General features: G+C 66.6%; 16 protein-coding genes and 1 tRNA gene. 4 read left to right on the forward strand and 13 right to left on the reverse strand.

All coding sequences use genetic code 11. From position 1 onward, the window contains the following. Positions 1 to 264 precede the first annotated feature (264 nt). From V7Q39_RS06830 to V7Q39_RS06840, 3 genes are all read left to right on the forward strand, one after another. Positions 265 to 338: transfer RNA gene (locus V7Q39_RS06830), tRNA-Gly, on the forward strand. Positions 339 to 407: 69 nt separating this feature from the next. Continuing rightward, on the forward strand, positions 408 to 716 hold the full coding sequence (locus tag V7Q39_RS06835) for a hypothetical protein (protein WP_333815808.1): 309 nt from the start codon (positions 408 to 410) through the stop codon (positions 714 to 716). 57 nt (positions 717 to 773) lie between these two features. Next, positions 774 to 1,127, forward strand: a complete 354-nt coding sequence (locus V7Q39_RS06840) for a RidA family protein (RefSeq protein WP_333815809.1) — start codon at positions 774 to 776, stop codon at positions 1,125 to 1,127. A 63-nt stretch (positions 1,128 to 1,190) separates the two neighbouring features. On the opposite strand, the gene pgi is transcribed toward V7Q39_RS06840, so the two are convergent. The 7 genes from pgi to V7Q39_RS06875 all read right to left on the reverse strand — a co-directional run bounded on the left by pgi (position 1,191) and on the right by V7Q39_RS06875 (position 7,925). Further along, a complete protein-coding gene (gene pgi, locus V7Q39_RS06845) occupies positions 1,191 to 2,795 on the reverse strand; it encodes a glucose-6-phosphate isomerase (protein ID WP_333815810.1) in 1,605 nt (534 codons plus the stop codon). A 2-nt stretch (positions 2,796 to 2,797) separates the two neighbouring features. Continuing rightward, the gene (pgl, locus tag V7Q39_RS06850) at positions 2,798 to 3,469 is read right to left on the reverse strand and encodes a 6-phosphogluconolactonase (RefSeq protein ID WP_333815811.1); all 672 of its coding nucleotides are present in this window, start codon (positions 3,467 to 3,469) and stop codon (positions 2,798 to 2,800) included. Next, entirely contained in the window at positions 3,466 to 4,920 is a 1,455-nt protein-coding gene (gene zwf / locus V7Q39_RS06855; RefSeq protein ID WP_333815812.1) for a glucose-6-phosphate dehydrogenase, read from the reverse strand. The genes pgl and zwf overlap by 4 nt, the downstream gene beginning before the upstream one ends. Before the next feature lie 94 nt (positions 4,921 to 5,014). Beyond that, positions 5,015 to 5,713: an MgtC/SapB family protein gene (locus V7Q39_RS06860; RefSeq protein WP_333815813.1), complete on the reverse strand. Its 699-nt coding sequence runs from the start codon at positions 5,711 to 5,713 to the stop codon at positions 5,015 to 5,017. A gap of 91 nt (positions 5,714 to 5,804) precedes the next feature. Next, complete coding sequence (locus V7Q39_RS06865) at positions 5,805 to 6,389, reverse strand: HNH endonuclease (RefSeq protein ID WP_333815814.1); 585 nt, start codon at positions 6,387 to 6,389, stop codon at positions 5,805 to 5,807. 178 nt (positions 6,390 to 6,567) lie between these two features. After that, positions 6,568 to 7,593: a radical SAM protein gene (locus V7Q39_RS06870; protein WP_333815815.1), complete on the reverse strand. Its 1,026-nt coding sequence runs from the start codon at positions 7,591 to 7,593 to the stop codon at positions 6,568 to 6,570. Next, a complete protein-coding gene (locus V7Q39_RS06875; RefSeq protein WP_333815816.1) occupies positions 7,593 to 7,925 on the reverse strand; it encodes a hypothetical protein in 333 nt (110 codons plus the stop codon). The genes V7Q39_RS06870 and V7Q39_RS06875 overlap by 1 nt, the downstream gene beginning before the upstream one ends. A gap of 211 nt (positions 7,926 to 8,136) precedes the next feature. Here V7Q39_RS06875 and V7Q39_RS06880 point away from each other — a divergent pair, with 211 nt between their 5' ends. Continuing rightward, entirely contained in the window at positions 8,137 to 8,607 is a 471-nt protein-coding gene (locus V7Q39_RS06880; RefSeq protein ID WP_333815817.1) for a lytic transglycosylase domain-containing protein, read from the forward strand. A 197-nt stretch (positions 8,608 to 8,804) separates the two neighbouring features. Here V7Q39_RS06880 and V7Q39_RS06885 read toward each other — a convergent pair whose 3' ends face one another. The 6 genes from V7Q39_RS06885 to V7Q39_RS06910 form a co-directional block, all read right to left on the reverse strand. Then, on the reverse strand, positions 8,805 to 10,436 hold the full coding sequence (locus V7Q39_RS06885; protein WP_333815818.1) for an alpha-D-glucose phosphate-specific phosphoglucomutase: 1,632 nt from the start codon (positions 10,434 to 10,436) through the stop codon (positions 8,805 to 8,807). Further along, complete coding sequence (gene glgX, locus V7Q39_RS06890; RefSeq protein ID WP_333815819.1) at positions 10,433 to 12,559, reverse strand: glycogen debranching protein GlgX; 2,127 nt, start codon at positions 12,557 to 12,559, stop codon at positions 10,433 to 10,435. The genes V7Q39_RS06885 and glgX overlap by 4 nt, the downstream gene beginning before the upstream one ends. Continuing rightward, positions 12,556 to 13,980 carry a glycogen synthase GlgA gene (gene glgA / locus V7Q39_RS06895; RefSeq protein WP_333815820.1) on the reverse strand — a complete coding sequence of 475 codons (1,425 nt, stop codon included), beginning with the start codon at positions 13,978 to 13,980 and terminating at the stop codon, positions 12,556 to 12,558. The genes glgX and glgA overlap by 4 nt, the downstream gene beginning before the upstream one ends. 63 nt (positions 13,981 to 14,043) lie before the next feature. Next, positions 14,044 to 15,315, reverse strand: coding sequence for a glucose-1-phosphate adenylyltransferase (gene glgC, locus V7Q39_RS06900; RefSeq protein WP_333815821.1), 1,272 nt, complete (start codon positions 15,313 to 15,315; stop codon positions 14,044 to 14,046). Positions 15,316 to 15,351: 36 nt separating this feature from the next. Beyond that, positions 15,352 to 17,523, reverse strand: a complete 2,172-nt coding sequence (gene glgB, locus V7Q39_RS06905; RefSeq protein WP_333815822.1) for a 1,4-alpha-glucan branching protein GlgB — start codon at positions 17,521 to 17,523, stop codon at positions 15,352 to 15,354. Positions 17,524 to 17,554: 31 nt separating this feature from the next. Continuing rightward, positions 17,555 to 19,885 (reverse strand): glycogen/starch/alpha-glucan phosphorylase (locus V7Q39_RS06910; RefSeq protein ID WP_333815823.1); only part of this gene is annotated, 2,331 nt, incomplete at its 5' end.

A 19,885-nucleotide genomic window follows, 5' to 3' on the forward strand; every position in this document is an offset into this window, starting at 1 on the left:
AGGCACACAAATCCAACACGTCAGGCACACACGCCTGACCGCCGGGACGGACAGGGAATATAGCAAGTCCTTGATCTATAAAGATATACCGGAAGTCCATCGCTGTTGGGTTAGACCCCTACACGCCTACCGCCGGAGCCAACACCTCCAAGGGCCCGTGAGCGATCACCGGGCCCTTTGTGTTTTTCGCCCCATGTCCCGGCCCGGAAATCCCGCCCCGACCGGCTTGCCTTCCCCGCCGGGAATGGCTAAATCACTCGCGACGCGGGTGTAGCTCAATGGCAGAGCAGAAGCTTCCCAAGCTTACGACGAGGGTTCGATTCCCTTCACCCGCTCCATCCCATTCTTCCAGATTGACACCAGGCTCCCGGCGGTTGACCCTTGCGTCACCTCACGCGGAGCCGCCCATGTTCCCCCGTCTCGCCCTGCCCCTCTGTCTCGCTCTCACCGCCTGCACCCAGGACTCCGGGCCGTCCGAGCCCTATGCCTTCGTCGGCCGCTGGGACTGCGGCGTGCAGACCTTCAGCTTCACCAACAGCACCTACAACAACGGCACGGACACCTACCGGATGCAAAGCGTCAGCCGCGACGTGCGCAACTACACGCTGCGCTTCGCCAACGGCTACACCATCGTGCTGGCCGCCGTGACCGACACCGGGCTGACCTGGGTTTCCGGCGCGACGGGCGACCAGTTCAACTGCCGCCGCGTGAACTGACTTCCGTTCGGCGCCGGAACCGGCTAGCAACCGCCCGACGCCAACAAGGAGCATCCCATGACCACCGACATCACCCGCCACGGCACCGGTCCCCGCATGTCCGAGGCGGTGGCCTACAACGGCATCCTCTGGCTTGCTGGCCAGCTGGGCGAGCCCGGCGGCTCGGTCGCCGACCAGACCCGGCAGGCGCTGGCCGCCGTCGACGCGATCCTCGCCAAGGCCGGCACCGACAAGACCCGCATCCTCTCGGTGCAGATCTGGCTCGCCGACATGGCCACCTTCGCCGAGATGAACTCGGTCTGGGATACCTGGGTGCCGCAGGGCCACACCCCCGCCCGCGCCACCGGCGAGGCGAAGCTGGCGACGCCCGACTACAAGGTCGAGATCATCGTCACCGCCGCGCTGAAGTAAGCGCCTGAAACGACTGTCATCCCCGCTTCGCGGGGATGACAGCGCCGGCGGTCTTTCCGGCGGCTAACCTTCCGTGCGCAGGAACTGCACCAGCGCCGCGGTCGAGCCGTCCTTGCCGTCCGTCCCCGCCGTCCCTTCCAGCACCGGCTGCAAGGCCAGCGCCAGTTCCTTGCCCAGCTCCACCCCCCACTGGTCGTAGGAGTTGATCCCCAGGATCACGCCTTCCACGAACACCCGGTGCTCGTACAACGCGATGATCTGGCCCAGCACGAAGGGCGTCAGCATGTCATAGGCCAGCACGGTCGAGGGCCGGTTGCCCGGAAACACCCGGTGCCGCGCCTGCCGCTCCAGCTCGGCCCCCGTGGCCCCCTTCTTCGCCATGATCGCCCGCGCCTCGTCCAGCGAACGGCCCCGCAGCAACGCCTCGGCCTGCGCCAGGCAGTTCGACACCAGCAGCAGGTGCTGGTGCGCGAGGTCCGGTTCATGCCCGCGCCGCGCCACCAGGAATTCGCAAGGCACCACCCGCGTCCCCTGGTGGATCAGCTGATAGAAGGCGTGCTGGCCGTTGGTCCCCGGCTCGCCCCAGACCACCGGGCCGGAGTTGACGGTCAGGTCCGACCCGTCGATGGCCACCCGCTTGCCGTTCGATTCCATCTCCAGCTGCTGCAGATAGGCAGGAAGCCGCGCAAGCCTTTGATCATAGGGCAGAACCGCCCGTGTCGCATAGCCGCAGATCTGGTTGTGCCAGATGCCGACCAAGGCCAGCAGGACGGGCATGTTCTGCGCAAACGGCGCGGTCAGGAAATGCCGGTCCATCGCCCGGCCCCCGGCAAGGAACTCGTCGAACCGCTCCGGCCCGATGGCGATCATCAGGGCAAGGCCGATCGGCCCCCACATCGAATAGCGCCCGCCCACCCAGTCCTCGAAGCCGAAAACCCGCGAAGGATCAATGCCATAGGCAGCAGTCTTGTCCCCCGCCGTGCTGACCGCCGCGAACTGCGCCGGGGGGTTCGCCACCTTCTGCCCCATCCAGCGCTTCGCCGTATCGGCATTGGTCATCGTCTCGATGGTGGTGAAGGTCTTCGAGGCGACGATGACCAGCGTCGTCTCCGGGTTCAGCCCCTGCACCACATCATGGATATGCGCGCCATCGACGTTCGAGACGAAGTGGCAGCGCGGCCCGTCCGCGTAAGGCGCCAGCGCGAGGCAAGCCATCGCCGGGCCAAGGTCGGACCCGCCGATGCCGATATTCACCACATCGGTGATCCTGCCGCCCTGCCCCCGGAAAGCCCCCGACCGCACGTCCCGCGCGAAGGCGGCGCAGGCCGCACGGATGCGGCGCACCTCGGGCAGGACATCCTTGCCGTCCACCTCGATGACCGCGTCATCCCCGGCCCTGAGCGCCACATGCAGCACCGCCCGGCCCTCGGTGTCATTGATCTTGGCACCAGAGAACATCGCCGCGCGCTTCTCCGCCACGCCCGAGTCCTCGGCCAGCCGCACCAGTGCTGCGCGGGTTGCGGGGTCGATATTGGTCTTGGAATAGTCGAAGAGCATCCCGTCCGCGCGCACCGAAAAATCGCACGCCCGGCTTTCGTCAAACAGATCAAGGATATGGCGGCCCTTGTTCACATCGAGAAGCCGCTGCAATTCATCCCATTTCGTCATGGCTACTCCGCCCAATGCACGGTTGCGTTGTCGAGGACCGCGCGCACCGGCGCCTCGGTCGGGCTCAGCGTCATCGCCCGCTCCAGCGCCGCGCGCTTTTCATCCCCGGTGATCAGGACGTGAATGTTGAACGCCTCGCGCAGGGACGGTGCCGTCAGCGTGATCCGCGGCTCGCCCGCCGCCTCGGCCCGCATCGGCAGAAGGATCGGCGCGGTGGCCGACAGCGCCTCTTCCAGCCGGTCGGCACCGGGGAAAAGGCTCGCGGTATGCATGTCCGTTCCCATGCCCAGCAGCAGGACCGAAATCGGCAGATGCGGCTTCAGCCCATCTTCCAGCGCGTCCAGCATATCCTCGGGCGTCTCGGCGGGGGCATACAGCGGCACCAGCCGCGCCTGTGCCGCCTTTCCCCGCAGCAGCCGCTCGCGCAGCAGCCGGGTATTCGACCGTTCCGACGATTCCGGCACCCAGCGTTCGTCGTTCAGCACCACCGCGACATTCGCCCAGTCGAGGTCCACCCCCGACAAGGTGTCGAAGATCGGCCCCGGCGTCGTTCCCCCCGGCACCGACAGCGTCGCCTTCCCCTCGCGCCGCAGAAAGTCCGCCAGTTGACCGGCGATCACATTCGCCAGCCCCAGCATCAGGAACTCGCGGTCGGGGTAGGTTTCCAGCTTCATTCGCGTATCTCCCGCCAGCGCCGCCCGTCGCGGTGCATCAGCATCAACGCATCCTCCGGGCCGGAAGATCCGGGATCATAGGTCTGCGGCTTGTCGCCCCGCGCCTCCCAGCCCTGGATGATCGGGTCGGTCCAGGCCCAGGCGGCCTCGACCTCGTCGCCCCGCATGAAGAGCGTCTGGTTGCCGCGGATCACATCCATGATCAGCCGCTCATAGGCGTCCGGCACATCTTCCGCCTCGGCCCCCAGCGCATCGGCGAAGGACATGTCCAGGGGCACCTGCATCAGCCGCATCCCGCCGGGTCCCGGCTCCTTGATCATCACCATCAGGTCCATGCCCTCGTTCGGTTGCAACCGGATGACCAGCACATTCTCGTGCCAGCCCGTCGCGTCGTCGAAGATCGCATGGGGCGGCTGGCGGAAGGTGATGGCGATCTCGGACGCCCGCGCGCGCAGCCGCTTGCCGGTGCGCAGGTAGAACGGCACCCCCTGCCAGCGCCAGTTCGACACCTGCACCTTCAGCGCTATATAGCTTTCCGTCTTCGAGGCCGGGTTCTCGGCATGAACGACATAGGCCTTCTCGCCCTTCCCCGCCCCGTATTGCCCCCGCACGATATCCTCCGGCGGCACCGGCTTCAGCGCGCGGATCACCTTCAGCTTCTCGTCGCGCACGGCATCCGGGTCGAAGTGATAGGGCGGTTCCATCGCGATCAGGCACAGAAGCTGCATCATGTGGTTCTGCACCATGTCCCGCATCGCGCCGGACTTATCGTAATAGGCGCCGCGCCCGTCGACCCCCACCGTCTCGGCCACGGTGATCTGGACATGGTCGACATATTCGGCCTTCCACAGGGGCTCGAACAGGATGTTGGCGAAGCGCACCGCCATCAGGTTCTGCACGGTCTCCTTGCCGAGGTAATGGTCGATCCGGTAGATCTGCGTCTCGTTGAAATGCCGAGCCAGCACCGCGTTCAGCGCCTTCGCCGACGCGAGGTCGCGCCCGAAGGGCTTTTCCACCACGATCCGGCTCCACGCGTCGGCGATCCCATGTTCGGACAGCCTTTGCGCGATGTCGCCGAAAAGGCTGGGCGCAACCGAGAAATAGAAGGCCCGGACCACGTTCTCGCGCATCAGCGCCTTCAGCGCCGCCCAGCCCCCCGTCCCCGTCGCGTCGATCGGGACATAGTGGATGCGGCCCAGGAAGCCCTCGATCGCCGCCGCCTCCTGCCGCGCCTTCGGCACGAATTCGGCGATCGCCGACCGCACCTGCTCGCGGAAGGCCTCGTCCGTCAACTCCGCCCGCGCCGCGCCGATGATCCGGCTTTCCACCGGCATCTGCCCGGCCAGGAAGCGCCGGTAGAGGCCCGGCAGGATCTTCCGCCGGGCAAGGTCGCCCGTGGCCCCGAAAATCACCAGATCGAAGACATCCACCGGAATGACACGCGAAACCATGACCGTCTCCCTGGACCGTTCCGTTAGCGCTAACGGTGGCGTTCTACAGCCTGCGCCGTCCCCTGTCTAGCATCGCGCTGCGGATGGGGAAACCTCAGCCCTCGTCCAGCGACTCCCAGCGCACCCGGATCAGCCCCGGCTCGGCGGCAAGCCGCTGCACCGCCTGTTCGAGGCCCGCCTCGCCCACCTCCTCGGCCGTCACCGTCGCCGACAGGTCCACCCCCCGGCCCTCGCTCCCCGCCGTCACCCCGATCTCCGAGAGATGCAGCCCTCCCAAGGACAGCGTCCGCAGCATCAGGCTGCGCACCGCCGCCTCCTGCGCCGCGTCTGCCCCCACCTGCACCCGGTAGGCGCGGATCACCGGCACCCCCGCCCTTGTGTAGCGCTTCAGAAGCTTAACCAGCGGCCGCAGCCCCAGGTTCACGAACACCACCATCGCGGTCAAGAGCAGCGCCAGATCCCAGGCCCCCGCGCCGGCCATCATGCCCACCCCGGCCGAACACCACAGCGTCGCCGCCGTGTTCAGCCCGTGGACATTGAACCCGTCGCGAAAGATGATCCCCGCACCCAGAAAGCCGATCCCCGACACGATCTGCGCCGCGACCCTCGTATGGCTGACCTCATCGGGGAAAAGGCCCGAGAAGATCACGAACCCCGCCGCCCCCAGCGACACCAGCGCATTGGTCCGAAGCCCCGCCATACGTTGCCGGACCTGCCGCTCCGAGCCGATGACGGCCCCGCAGGCCAGCGCCGTGAACATATGGACCGCCGCCGCCTGCAAACTCATATCCATGACCCGCTCCCCGTCCAGAAGCGGCCAGAAGATCACCCGGCAACAGATTTGTGAAGCTTTTGTAACGGCATCATGACAGCCGGGGCCGACATCACGCTTCCAGTTCGGCATCCCAGTACAGGTAGTCCATCCAGCTTTCGTGCAGGTGGTTCGGCGGGAAGCGGCGGCCATGGCCCTGCATCTCCTCCGCCGTCGGCTGCCGGGGCGGGCGCCGAAGGTGCAACCCCGATTGTTTCAGCGTGCGTGACCCCTTGCGCAGGTTGCAGGGGCTGCAGGCCGCCACCACATTCTCCCAGCTGGTGATCCCGCCCCGCGACCGCGGCAGCACATGGTCGAAGGTCAGGTCGCCCTTCGCACCGCAATACTGGCAGCAGAATTCGTCCCGCAGGAAAAGATTGAAGCGCGTGAAGGCCACGCGCTTCTGGGGTCTGACGAATTCCTTCAGCACGACCACCGAAGGTATCCTGAACTCCTGCCTCTGACTGTGCACCACCGCATCATATTCGGCGACGATCTGCACCCGGTCCAGGAAAGCGGCCTTGATCGCCTCCTGCCAGGGCCAGAGACTGAGCGGGTAGTAGCTGAGCGGGCGATAGTCGGCATTCAGCACCAGCGCGGGATAGTGCTTCAGCGCCGCAGGATCGCGCACGAACTGGGTTCTGAAATCGCCGTCCATTTTCCGTCAAGACTCCGCGCTTCGCCCGTCAGGCATCGGCCAGCGGGGCGGGGAGTCCCGCCCCGTTCCCCGAAACTATATCTGGCGTTTTGCCCAAGGCAACCCCCAAGCGCGTGATCGCCGCCCGGGCTTTTCCCCCAAGGTTATGCGCCTGCCGGGTAACGAGGCGATGACGGGATCAGGCCGGAAGCCGCCGCGCCTGGTCGCGCTGGAAGGCGAACCAGTCGAGAAACCCCTCCTCCAGACCCGCCGCCTGCAGCGTGCGCGCCAGAAGGCGACGCAACCGCGGCAGGCCGCCCGCGATCCAGACCCGCCGCGCCGGTGACAGGTCCTGCAGCGCGCCCAGATCGAACTCCTCGGGGAAGTCGTAGGTCCAGGGCCGAAGCCGCCCCTCGGGCGTGATCACCAGCGGATTGACCGCATCCGACAGGCGCTGATCCACGCTCCCGTCCAGCGCCAGGTTCCAGGCACAGCGATCCGCCGCCAGCGCCTCGGCCGGGGCCAGGTCGACATGCACCGCGACTTCGCCCTCCCAGGCCAGTTGCAGCGTCTGCGCCATCAGCCACAGCCGCGCCGCATCCGCCGCGCTCAGCGCCTGCTCCGCCGCTTCCTCCGGCGCGCGCCCGGCCATGACCAGCGGGCGCAACTGCACCGCCCGCACGCCCAGATCCGCGCAAAGCTCGATGAACTCCGGCACCTCGGTCAGCGACTCGCGCGTCACGGTGAAGGCCGCCGCCGCCGGCTTGCCGATCGCGGCCAGATAGCGCAGCCCCGCCACGGCCCGCGCCCAGGCCTGCGCGTTGCCCCGCATCGCGTTGTGCCGCGCCTCCAGCCCGTCGAAGCTGATCGCGATCCGGTCCAGCGCCTCGATCACCCCGCAATGCCGGGCCGTCACCCGGAACCCGTTGCTGATCACCGCCGTGCGGAAGCCTTCGGCCTTCGCCGCCGCCAGCAGTTCGCCCAGCCAGGGATAGAGCAGCGGCTCGCCTCCCGACAGGCTGATCACCTCATATCCCTCGGCCCGAAGCCGCGGCAGCGCCGCCAGCAGGGGCTTCAGCGGCAGGATGGTGTGCTTCAGCGGGGACGAGGCTGAATAGCAATGGCTGCAGGCCAGGTTGCAAAGGTCCAAGGGGTGCAGGTGGACCGTGCGGTCGGGCAGGAAGCCCGACCGCGCAGCCCTGCCCCCGGAAAGGGGAGCAGACATCACCGCCCCCCGAATCCGGCAAGCTCCGGCACATGCATCTCGACCTGCAGCCGCCACAGATCGTCGACCAGGATGCCATAGGGGAAAAGCCGCACCACGCGGTATTTCTCGCCGCCCAGGATCTTGTCGACCAGGATGCGCTTGTCGCTGAAATAGTCGATGCAGATACCATAGGGGCAGAAATCCACCCCCCCGATCTTCAGCCCGTCGCGGACGACGCGCTTCGAGATCGCGCTGATCATGTCGTCCTTCAACTCGCGGTGGGCAAGGCGCTTGGCCAGGGCCTTGTGAACGTCCTTGGCCGAAGTCGCAGCAATGGCGCCAGCTTCCATGAAATCCTCCTGAAAATGCCGAATGGTCGTCCGCCGGGAAATTCCGGCTCGCTCAGCTTGCCACGAAAGACCCTGCGCGGCAGGTGCGGGATCGCTTACCCTGCGTCACCCTGCCCGGCCCGCGCCGCTTCCCGCCGGTGACGCCTCCCTTGGGGTTGCGTCACCGGCCCGCCCCCGCTAACCCTCGCCTGCCAGAACCAGAGGCCTGCCCATGCCTGTTGCCATCTCCGTGACCCGCCGCAGCCTGATCCTGCTTTCCGCCACCGCGCTGGTCGCCTGCGGGCCGAAGCCCCGACCGGTGGACCGCGCCCGCATGGCGCCGGGCGCCACGCCCGAGATGCTGGCGCTGGTGCGCAAATACGCCGGCATCCACGACATTCCGGAAAGCCTTCTGCACCGGGTGATCCAGCGCGAAAGCGGCTACAATCCCGGCGCGCGGAACGGGTCCTACTACGGGCTGATGCAGATCATGCCGCAGACCGCGCAGACCATGGGCTACCGGGGTCCGCCCGAGGGGCTTCTCGATGCCGAGACCAACCTGATGTATGCCGGCAAATACCTGCGCGGCGCCTGGCTGGTGTCGGGAGGCTCCGAGGACCGCGCCGTGATGTGGTATTCCAAGGGCTACTACTACGAGGCCAAGCGCAAGGGCCTGCTCTACGAGACCGGCCTCAGGACCTGATCGGACGACCTTCCGCAGGCTGCGGCCCGCGCCTTGCGCCCCCCTGTCACCCCCGCGCAGGCGGGGGCCCAGGTAGGTTTCATGCTATGCTTTACTCTTTCCCGCCCGCGGCCTCGGGTTAATTTTCCCTGAACGTCCGCGGCCAAGCCCTTGTTTCCAAACACTCCCGCCTCCTGCCCGCGCGCGGGCACCGCCTGTCAGGTCACCACATCCGGCTCGGTCCGCCCGGTATGCCCCTCGATCCCCGCGATTCCGTGCGCCGCCCGGATCACCGGGGCCAGCGCCTCCTGCGCGTCCAGGTCCAGCCCGCCCGGCCCCGCCGCATACCGTTCCAGATAGACCCGCAGCGTCGCCCCCTCGGTCCCGGTCCCCGACAGCCGGTAGACGATCCGCGAGCCGTCCTCGAACAGCACCCGCACGCCCTGCTTCTGGCTGACCGAGCCATCCACCGGATCGGTATAGGCGAAGTCATCCGCCGCGCTGACCGTCATCCCCTCCACCACCGTCCCCGGCAGCCCGGCGAGCGAGCCCCGGAGCGCCGCCATCATCGCGTCGGCCTTCCCGGTCTTGATCGCCTCGAAGTCATGCCGGCTGTAGTAATTCCGCCCATACTTCGCCCAATGCTCCCGCAGGATATCCGCCACCGACTGCTTCCGCACGGCGAGGATATTCAGCCACAACAGCACCGCCCACAGCCCGTCCTTCTCGCGCACATGGTCTGATCCGGTGCCAAAGCTCTCCTCGCCGCAGATCGTGGCCTTCCCGGCATCCAGCAGGTTGCCGAAGAACTTCCACCCCGTCGGCGTCTCGAACTTCCCGATCCCCAGAGCCTCGGCCACCCGGTCCGCCGCGGCGCTGGTCGGCATCGACCGCGCCACCCCCTTCAGGCCAGCCTTGTAGCCGGGCGCAAGGTGGGCATTCGCCGCCAGCACCGCCAGCGAGTCCGAAGGCGAGACATAAATCCCCCGCCCCACCACCATGTTGCGGTCCCCGTCGCCATCCGACGCCGCCCCGAAATCCGGCGCGTCCGGCCTGAACATCTCGTCCATCAGCGCCTTGGCCCAGGTCGGGTTCGGGTCGGGATGCATCCCGCCGAAATCCGGCAGCGGAGTGCCATTCACCACCGTCCCCTTCGCCGCCTCCAACCGGTTTTCCAGGATCTCCACCGCATAGGGCCCGGTCACGGCGCACATCGAATCCATCCGCATCCGGAACCCGCCCGCGAACATCGCCCGGATCGCGGGGAAGTCGAACAGGCCTTCCATCAGCGCGGCATAGTCGGCGACCGGGTCGACCACATCGACCACCATCGCCCCCAGCTGATGCCTCCCGACGTGCGACAGGTCCACATCCTGCGCTTCCAGCATCTTGTAGTCCGTAATCTCCGTCGTCCGCCGATACATCGCCTCGGTCACGCCTTCGGGCGCGGGGCCGCCGTTCGGCATGTTGAACTTGACGCCGAAATCCTCCTCCGGCCCGCCCGGGTTGTGGCTGGCCGACATGATGATGCCGCCATCGGTCTTGTTCAGCCGGATCAGGTGGCTCGCCGCCGGAGTAGACAGGATCGCCCCCTGCCCCACGATCACCCGCGCCGCCCCGTTCGCCGCCGCCATCCGCAGGATCACCTGCGCGGCGCGGTCGTTGAAATAGCGCCCGTCGCCCCCCAGGACGAAGGTCTTGCCGCCCGCGCCCACCACGTCGAAGATCGACTGGACAAAATTCTCCAGATAGTGCCGCCCCATGAACACGGGCGTCTTCTTGCGCAAGCCGCTGGTTCCCGGCTTCTGGCCCGGGATCGGCGTGGTGGCAACCGTTGCGATCTGGCTCATGGTCTTCCTCCCTTGCCGGTCAGCGACCGGAATAACAGAACGGATTGCGCGGGCGCGGTGGTCACATCCGACGCCTGGCCCGAGGGATGAAGCTCGGGCCGCGTGGTGTCGAGCAGAAGCTCCCATCCCGGCGCGGTGTCGGGCAGGTGCAGCGCCGCAGCCGCGCCGGTGTTGAAGACGGCGAAGACCGTCTCGGGGTTCGGATCGCCGCCCTCGGCCTGCATCCGAAGCTCGACGCAAAGGCAGCGGAAGGCCGGGTCGTGCCATTCCTCGGACTGCGGAACCGTACCGTCCGCCCGGCGCCAGATGACATCCGGCAGTCCGTCAGACTGCCGCTTGCGCGAATGCAGGAAGCGCCGCTGCCGCAGGATCGGCAGGTCGCGGCGCAGTTCGGCCAGCCGTTCGACGAAGCGGCAAAGCCCGGCGTCGGACCGGGACCAGTCGATCCAGCTGGTATCGTTGTCCTGGGCATAGGCATTGTTGTTGCCGCTCTGGCTGTGACCGATCTCGTCGCCCGCGAGCAGCATCGGCACGCCTTGGCTCAGCATCAGCGTGGCAAGCAGGTTCCGCTTCCGCAGCCCCCGCGCCGCCAGCACCTGCGCATCCTTGGTCGGCCCCTCGACGCCGAGGTTGTCCGAGTGGTTCTCGTGATGGCCGTCGCGGTTGTCCTCGCCATTGGCGAAGTTGCGCTTGATCGTGTAGCTGACCAGATCCTCCAGCGTGAACCCGTCATGGCTGGTGATGAAATTGACCGAAGAGGTCGCCGCGCGGCCGGAATGGTCGAAGCGTTCCGCGCTGCCCAGAATGCGGGCGGCAAGGTCGCGGGTCAGGCCCGCGTCGCCCCTCCAGAACCGCCGGACCCCGTCGCGGAACCGGTCGTTCCATTCCAGGAACGGGTGCGGATAGGCCCCCAGCTGATAGCCGCCGGGCCCGATGTCCCAGGGCTCGGCGATCAGCTTGACGCGGCTCAGCACCGGGTCCTGGCGGATCGCGTCGAAGAAGCCACCGTTCGGGTCGAACCCGTGCACCTCGCGTCCCAGCACCGTGGCAAGGTCGAAGCGGAAGCCGTCGACATGGGTCATCTCGACCCAGTAGCGCAAGCTGTCCATCACCATCCGCAGCACCATCGGATGCGTCAGGTTCAGCGTGTTCCCCGTGCCCGCGTCATTGGCATAGGTGCGCCCGCCCCCGGTCAGCCGGTAGTAGCTGGCATTGTCGAGGCCGCGGAAGCTGACCGTCGGCCCCCATTCGTCACCCTCGGCCGTGTGGTTGTAGACCACGTCCAGGATCACCTCGATCCCTGCCGCATGAAAGCGGCGGACCATGGTCTGGAACTCCCACAGCGCGCCCTGGCTCATGTAGCGCGGCTCGGGGGCGAAGAAGGCCAGCGTGTTGTAGCCCCAATGGTTGCGCAGGCCCTTCGACACAAGGAAGCGGTCGTCGATATAGGCCTGCACCGGCAGAAGCTCGATGGCGGTGACACCCAGCTTGTGCAGATGGTCGATCACCGGGTCCGACGACAGGCCGAGGTAGGTTCCCCGCAAGCCCTTGTCGACGCCGGGATGCAGCGCGGTCATCGACTTGACATGCGTCTCGTAGATCAACGTATCGGCGCGGGGCGTCCGGGGCGACTGATCATTGCCCCAGGTGAAGGAAGCGTCCGTCACCACCGCCTTCGGCACCGCAAAGGCGCTGTCCCGGGTATCGAAGCTTAAATCGCCACGTGGCGAGCCGATCTTGTAGCCCATCAGCGCGTCGGACCATTTCAACCGCCCCTCCAGCGCGCGGGCGTAGGGGTCGAGCAGCAGCTTGTTCGGGTTGAAGCGATGGCCCTGTTCCGGCGCATAGGGCCCATGGGCGCGAAAGCCGTAGACGGCGCCCACCGTCAGCCCGCCGACATGGATATGCCAGATGTCGCCATCGCGTTCGGTGATCGGCAGCCGCCCCATCTCCTTGCGCCCGTCGGGGGTGAAGAGGCACAGCTCGATCCGTTCGGCATGGGCCGAGAAGACGGCAAAGTTCACCCCGTCGCCGGTGAGGCTTGCCCCCATCGGCCAGGGGCGGCCGGGGCTGACCGCATGGCCCTGCAACCGCGCGGGCAGCGAAACCGCCTGCGGTGTCACCCGGTCAGCCTTTCGTAAAGCCGGGCATAGGCCGCAGCCGAGGTTTCCCAGCCCACCGGATGCGCCATCGCATTGGCGCGCAGCTTCGCCCAGAGCTTCGGCTGGCGGTAAAGCTCCAGAAGCTGCGCCAGGGCCTGCCCGAAGGCGAGCGTATCGACCGGGTGGAAGGACACGCCCGTCGCCGCCCCCGCCGCCAGCGTCGCCGGGCTCGCGCCGATCACCGTATCGGCCAGCCCGCCGACCTGGCTTACCACCGGCAGGGTGCCGTAACGTAGCCCGTACATCTGCGTCAGCCCGCAGGGCTCGAACCGGCTCGGGACAAGCACCGCATCCGCGCCTGCGAACAGCCGATGGCTCAGCCCCTCGTCATAGCCGATCCGCACCGCCACCCGCCCCGGGAAGCTGTCGGCCAGCTGGCGCATCGCCGCCTCCATCCCCGGATCGCCCGAGCCGAGCACGATCAGCCCGCCCCCCCCGAGGATGAATTCCGGGATGACGCCGGGCAGCAGGTCGATCCCCTTCTGGTCGGTCAACCGGCTGACGACGATGGCCAGCGGCCCCGGCACCTCCAGCCCGAATTCCTCGCACAGCCTGGCCCGCGCCGCCGCCTTGCCCGCCATCGCCTTCCGGTCGAAGGCCGGATCCCCCTTCGAGGGGTCCCAGAGACCGGTATCCACGCCATTCAGGATGCCCGACACCACCGGCCCCCGCGCCGCGATCACCCCTTGCAGACCCATGCCGAACTCGGGCCGCATCAGCTCGGCCGCGTAAGAGGGCGAGACGGTGGTGATCCAGTCCGCCGTCACCAGCGCCGCCTTCAGGCTGGAGATGCCGCCGTAATATTCCAGCGCATCGGCGTGGAAGTCATGACCCGGCAGGCGCAGGACCCCCAGCATATGCGCCGGTGCCCAGCCCTGAAAGGCGATGTTGTGGATGGTGATGACCGACTTGACCCCGCCATTGCCATGGTAGGCGAGGTAGGCCGGCGCAAACCCTGCCTGCCAGTCATGCGCGTGCAGGACATCGGGTTTCCAGTCTGCCAGCCCTTCCCGCGCAATCCGGGCAGCCACCCAGGACAGCGCGGCGAAGCGGATGGCATTGTCGGGATGCTCGCCCGTGGGGCCGGAATAGGGCCCGCCCTCGCGGTCATAAAGATGCGGCGCGTCGAGGAGGAGAAGCGGCACCCCCGCAACCTCGCCCGCCAGCACCCGCCCCGGACCGCCCCAGAGATCCGCCTCTTCCCAGACCACGGGCCAGTCCCTCGCCTGCGGTCGCAGCGCACGATAGGCCGGCAGCAACACCCGCATGTCCCAGCCCGTCGGCGCCAGCGCAGCCGGCAGCGCGCCCACCACATCCGCCAGCCCCCCGGTCTTCACCAGGGGCACACATTCCGAGGCCACCGACAGAACCCGTCCGCCCATTTGCCTTGCCTTCCAAAAGCTTCCCGCCCGAAGTTAAGCCAGACCTCAAGCGGGGTCCAGCCCTCAGCCCAGAGCCTTGGCCCGGGTGTTCAGCATATCCTGGGTGATCAGCACGATCCCGCCTTCGGAGCGGCGGAACCATTTGGCATCCTCCTCCGCGTCCTCGCCGATCACCAGACCTTCCGGGATCACCACCCCCCGGTCGATCACGCAATTCTTCAGCTGTGCTTTGCGGTTGACGATCACCTGCGGCAGCGCCACCACATATTCCAGGCTGGACCAGGAATGCGTCCTGACGCCGGTGAACAGCAGACTGTTCGACACCGCCGAACCCGAGACGATGCAATCGCCCGACACCAGCGACGACACCGCGCTGCCACGCCGCCCGTCCTCGTCATGGATGAACTTCGCCGGGGGCACGATCTCGGCATAGGTCCAGATCGGCCAGGAGCTGTCGTAGATGTCGAGCTTGGGGATGAAATCCGTCAGGTCGATATTGGCCTGCCAGAAGGCATCGATGGTCCCCACGTCGCGCCAGTAGGGCTCGGTCTCCAGCCCGCTCGTCACGCAGCTGTCCGAGAACTTGTGTGCGACCGCCTTGCCGTGTTTCACGATGGCCGGGATCAGGTCGAAGCCGAAGTCATGGCTGGAATTGTCGTCCTGCATGTCGCGGATCAGCAGATCGCGCAGGAAGGCCCAGTCGAAGACATAGATCCCCATCGAGGCCAGCGCGTGATCCGGGTCGCCCGGAATCGAGGGCGGGTCCTTCGGTTTCTCCAGGAAGTCCGTGATCCGCATGGTCTTGTCGACATGCATGACGCCGAAGGCGCTCGCCTCCTTGCGCGGCACCGTCAGGCAGCCGATGGTCACGTCCGCCCCCGCCTCGACATGCTGGCGCAGCATGATCTCGTAGTCCATCTTGTAGATGTGGTCGCCCGCCAGCACGATCACATATTTGATGTGGTAGCTGTCGATGATGTCGATGTTCTGCGCGATGGCATCCGCCGTGCCGCGGTACCAGTTGACCTCGTCCATCCGCTGCGATGCGGGCAGGATGTCCAGATATTCGTTCCGCTCTGCCCGGAAGAAGCCCCAGCCGCGCTGGATGTGGCGGATCAGGGAGTGCGCCTTGTATTGCGTCGCAATCGCCATCTTGCGGATGCCGGAGTTCAGCGCGTTCGACAGCGCGAAGTCGATGATGCGGGTCTTGCCGCCGAAATAGACCGCCGGTTTCGCGCGGCGATCGGTCAGCTCCTTCAACCGGCTGCCCCGCCCCCCGGCCAGCACGAAAGCCATGGCCTGCGATGACAGGCGCTGGTTCGGTCTTGCTTCCATCGTCTTTCCTCCCCCAAGGCGGTTGGCCGCCTGATTTCATCCCTGTTGCAGATAGACTGCCGACAAGGGCGGCAGCGTGACAAGCGCCGATTGCGGCTGGCCGTGCCAGGGCGTCTTCTCCGTCGTCACCCCTCCCAGGTTGCCGCGATTGCCCCCGCCATAGACCTTGGCGTCGGTGTTCAGGATTTCGCTCCATTTGCCCGGATGTGGCAGGCCCAGCCGGTACTTCCGCTCGATGGGCGTCATGTTGACCACCGCGACGACCGGCTTGTCCGCCTCCGTGCCCTTGCGCACCCAGGCATAGACCCCGGCCTCGGCATCGTTCGACTCGATCCAGGCAAAGCCTTCCGGGCGGGTGTCGTTCACATGCAGCGCCCGCGTCTCGCGGTAGACCCGGTTCAGGTCGCGGACCAAGGCTTGCATCCCCCGATGCTCCGCCACATCCAGCTGATGCCAGTCAAGGCTCTGGTTGTGGTTCCACTCCGCCCCTTGCGCGAATTCCTGCCCCATGAAGAGAAGCTTCTTGCCCGGATGCGCCCACATGAACCCGTAATAGGCCCGCAGGTTAGCGAATTTCTCCCAGCCGGTCCCCGGCATCTTCGCCAGCATCGACCCTTTGCCGTGCACCACCTCGTCATGGGAAATCGGCAGGATGTAGTTTTCCGACCAGGCATAGACCAGGCCGAAGGTCATCTGATGGTGGTGGTACTTCCGGTAGATCGGTTCCTTCTGCATGTAGGACAGGGTGTCGTTCATCCACCCCATGTTCCACTTGAACCCGAACCCCAGCCCCCCCCAGTTGGCAGGCCGCGACACACCCGGAAAGGCCGTCGATTCCTCGGCCACTGTCATGATCCCCGGGCATTCCCCATAGGCCGTGATGTTCATCGACCGCAGGACGTCGATCGCCTCGTAATTCTCGCGGCCCCCGTCCTTGTTCGGAATCCACTCGCCCTGCTTGCGCGAGTAGTCGCGATACAGCATCGAGGCCACCGCATCCACGCGCAGACCGTCGATGTGGTATTCCTCCAGCCAATACAAGGCGTTGGAGACGAGGTAGTTCTTCACCTCGACCCGGCCGTAGTTGTAGATCAGCGTATTCCAGTCCTGGTGGAACCCCTCGCGCGGGTCGGCATGTTCATAAAGCGCGGTGCCGTCAAACCATCCCAACCCATGCGGGTCGGTGGGGAAATGCCCGGGCACCCAGTCCAGGATGACCCCCAGCCCCTTGCGGTGCGCCGCATCGACGAAGGCGCGGAACTCCGAAGGCGTGCCGTGGCGGATCGTCGGCGCGAACATCCCCACCGGCTGGTAGCCCCAGGACCCGTCGAACGGGTATTCGCTGACCGGCAGACATTCGATATGGGTGAAGCCCATGGAGGCCACGTAGTCCACCAGCTGCTCGGCCAGTTCCAGATAGCTCAGCATCCGGTTGCCCGGCGCCCGCTTCCACGACGCGAGATGCACCTCGTAGACGCTGATGGGCGCGTCCGTCGTGTGCTTCGCAGCGCGGGCGTCCATCCAGTCCCCGTCCTGCCAGTCGCCGCGAATTGTCCTGACAACAGAAGCGTTTGCGGGCGGATGTTCAGACCCGAATCCCACCGGATCGGCCTTCAGCGGCATCACCGCCCCACCTGGCCCCTTGATCTCGTATTTATAGGCCGTTCCTTCGCCGAGACCGGGGATGAAGATCTCCCACACGCCGGTTGCCCCCCGCCTCCGCATCGGGTTGCGGCGGCCATCCCAGACGTTGAAATCGCCCACGACGGAAACCCGTTCCGCATTTGGCGCCCAGACCGCGAAATGCACGCCCCCGACGCCCTCATGCACGATCACATGCGCGCCAAGCGCCTGCCACAGCCGCCGGTGGCTGCCTTCGCCCAGAAGGTATTCGTCCAGCTCACCCAGCACCGGGCCGAAGCGATAGGGGTCCTCGAATTCCCAGGTGTTTCCATGGCCTTCCGCGCGGAACCTGTAGCTGGCCTTCCGCGCCAGCGCACAGGTGAAAAGCCCCGGCACACCCGGATAGGCCTGCGCCTCCGCCACCGTCTTGCCGCTCAGCACCCACAGCCGCTCCGCCCCCGGAACGAAGGCCCGGATTTCCCAGCCCTTGGCCCCCTTGTGCGGCCCCAGCACCCCGAACGGATCGCCGTGCCAGCCCCCGGCAATCGCCTCGGCCGCGCCCCTGTCGAGTGTCGTCTCAGCCATGCTCTCCTCCCCCGAAAGCCTGCCGGAGCGCCTAAAGCGCGGATGATGCCTGCCAGATCTCTTCCATATAGCTGCGGATCGTGCGGTCGGAGGAGAAGAACCCGCTCCGCGCCGTGTTCATCGCCGCCATCTTCCACCAGCGGTCGCGGTCCTGCCAGGCCGTGTCCACCTGCCCCTGAGCCGCGTGGTAGGCGGCGAAATCCGCCGCCACCAGGAAGTAGTCGTGGTGCCAGACCCGGTGGACCAGCCCGTGATACCGCTCCGGCTCCTCGGGCGAGAACCGCCCCTCGGCGATCATCTGCAGCACATCCATCAGCGGCTGGCTCGCCTCGATGGCCTTCTTCGCGTGATCCGGATCCTCGCGGCGCTTCGCCACCTCTTCCGCCGTCAGCCCGAACAGGAAGAAGTTCTCAGCACCCACCTCCTGCAGGATCTCGACATTCGCGCCATCCAGCGTGCCGATGGTCACGGCCCCGTTCATCATGAACTTCATGTTCCCGGTGCCCGACGCCTCTTTTCCGGCGGTCGAAATCTGTTCCGACAGGTCGGACGCGGGGATCACCCGCTCGGCCATGGTCACGTTGTAGTTCGGCGGATAGACGATCTTCAACAGGTCGCCCGTCACCGGGTCCGCATTCACAACCCCCGCCACATCGTTGATAAGCCGGATGATTTCCTTCGCGACCGCATAGCCCGGCGCGGCCTTGCCGCCGAAGACCTTGACCCGCGGCACCCATCCCGCCTTCGGGTTCGACCGCACCCGCTGCCAATGCGCAATCGTCTGCAGGATGTTCAGCAGCTGTCGCTTGTATTCGTGGATGCGCTTGATCTGCACGTCGAACAGCGCGTCCGGCGATACCGCGATCCCCATCTCGCGCCCGATCCAGTTCGACAGCGCCACCTTGTTCTCGCGCTTCGCCGCCGCGAATTCGGCCCGGAACCCGGCGTCCTCGGCGAAGGGCTCCAGCGCGCGCAGGCGGTCGAGGTCGGCTTCCCAGCCGGGCCCGATGCTTTTCGTGATCAGCGTCGACAGCGGCCGGTTCGCCATCCGCAGCCAGCGGCGCGGCGTCACGCCGTTCGTCTCGTTGATGATCCGCCCCGGATGCAGAAGGTTCAACTCGGGGAAAAGGTTCTTCTTCACCAGGTCGGAATGCAGCGCCGAGACGCCGTTCACCTTGTGGCTCATGATGAAGGCCAGTTCCCCCATCCGCACTTCCTGGTGCTTCACGATCCCCACATAATGCGGCCGGTTCGGATAGGCGCGCCGATGCCAGCTGTCGATCCGCTCGACGATCTGCATGTGGCGCGGCAGCACATTGCCAAAGGTGAAAGTCGCCCATTTTTCAAGCGCTTCCGGCAGAAGCGTGTGGTTGGTATAGCTCAGGCAGGCCCGCGCGATGGTCAGCGCCTCGTCGAAGGGCAGCCCGTGCTCGTCGGACAGCAGGCGGATCAGTTCCGGCCCCGCGATCGCCGGATGGGTGTCGTTCATCTGGATCGCCACATGCCGCGGCAGGGCGCGCAGGTCGGAATGGTTCGACAGATAGCGCCGCAGGATGTCCTGAAGCGCGGCAGAGGTCAGGAAGAACTCCTGCTTCAGCCGCAATTCCTTGCCCTGATAGGTGGTGTCGTCGGGATAGAGCACCCGGCTCAGCGTCCGCGCCAGCGTCTCGGGCTCCGCCGCCGCCGCGTAATCGCCCCGGTTGAAGCGTTCGAGGTCGAAATTCGTCGTCCCCTTCGCCCCCCAGAGCCGCAGCGTGTTCGCCCATTTCCCCTGCCAGCCGATCACCGGCGTGTCGTAGGCCTCTGCCGTCACCGTCTCCTGCGGCACCCAGACCTCGCGCCCGTCGCGAGATTCGATATGGCCCTTGAACCCGACCGTATAGGCGCTCTCGGGGCGGGAGAATTCCCAGGGATGCGCCTGCGCCAGCCAGTTCTCCGGCGTCTCGACCTGACGGCCCTGGTCGAAGAGTTGGCGGAAAAGACCGTGCTCATACCGGATGCCGTAGCCATAGGCCGGGCAGGCCAGCGTCGCCATCGATTCCATGAAACAGGCCGCCAGCCGCCCCAGCCCCCCGTTCCCCAGCGCCGCATCCGGCTCGTCGTCGATCACCTGGCGAATGTCCTGCCCGAAATGCGCCATCGCCTCGGTGGCCATATCATAGAGGCCCAGGTTGATCATCGCATCTTCCAGGATGCGGCCGATCAGAAACTCCATCGACAGGTAGTAGACGCGCTTGCGGTCCTCGGCCCAGGTGCGGCGGGTCGAGGCGAACCAGGGCTCGACGATCTGGTCGCGGATCGCGTGGGACAGCGCCATCCGCCAGTCATGCGCGCTGGCATGCGGGGCGTCCTTGCCGACGGT

Origin of the sequence: Tabrizicola sp., assembly GCF_036781545.1 — a bacterium.
Lineage (GTDB): Bacteria > Pseudomonadota > Alphaproteobacteria > Rhodobacterales > Rhodobacteraceae > Tabrizicola.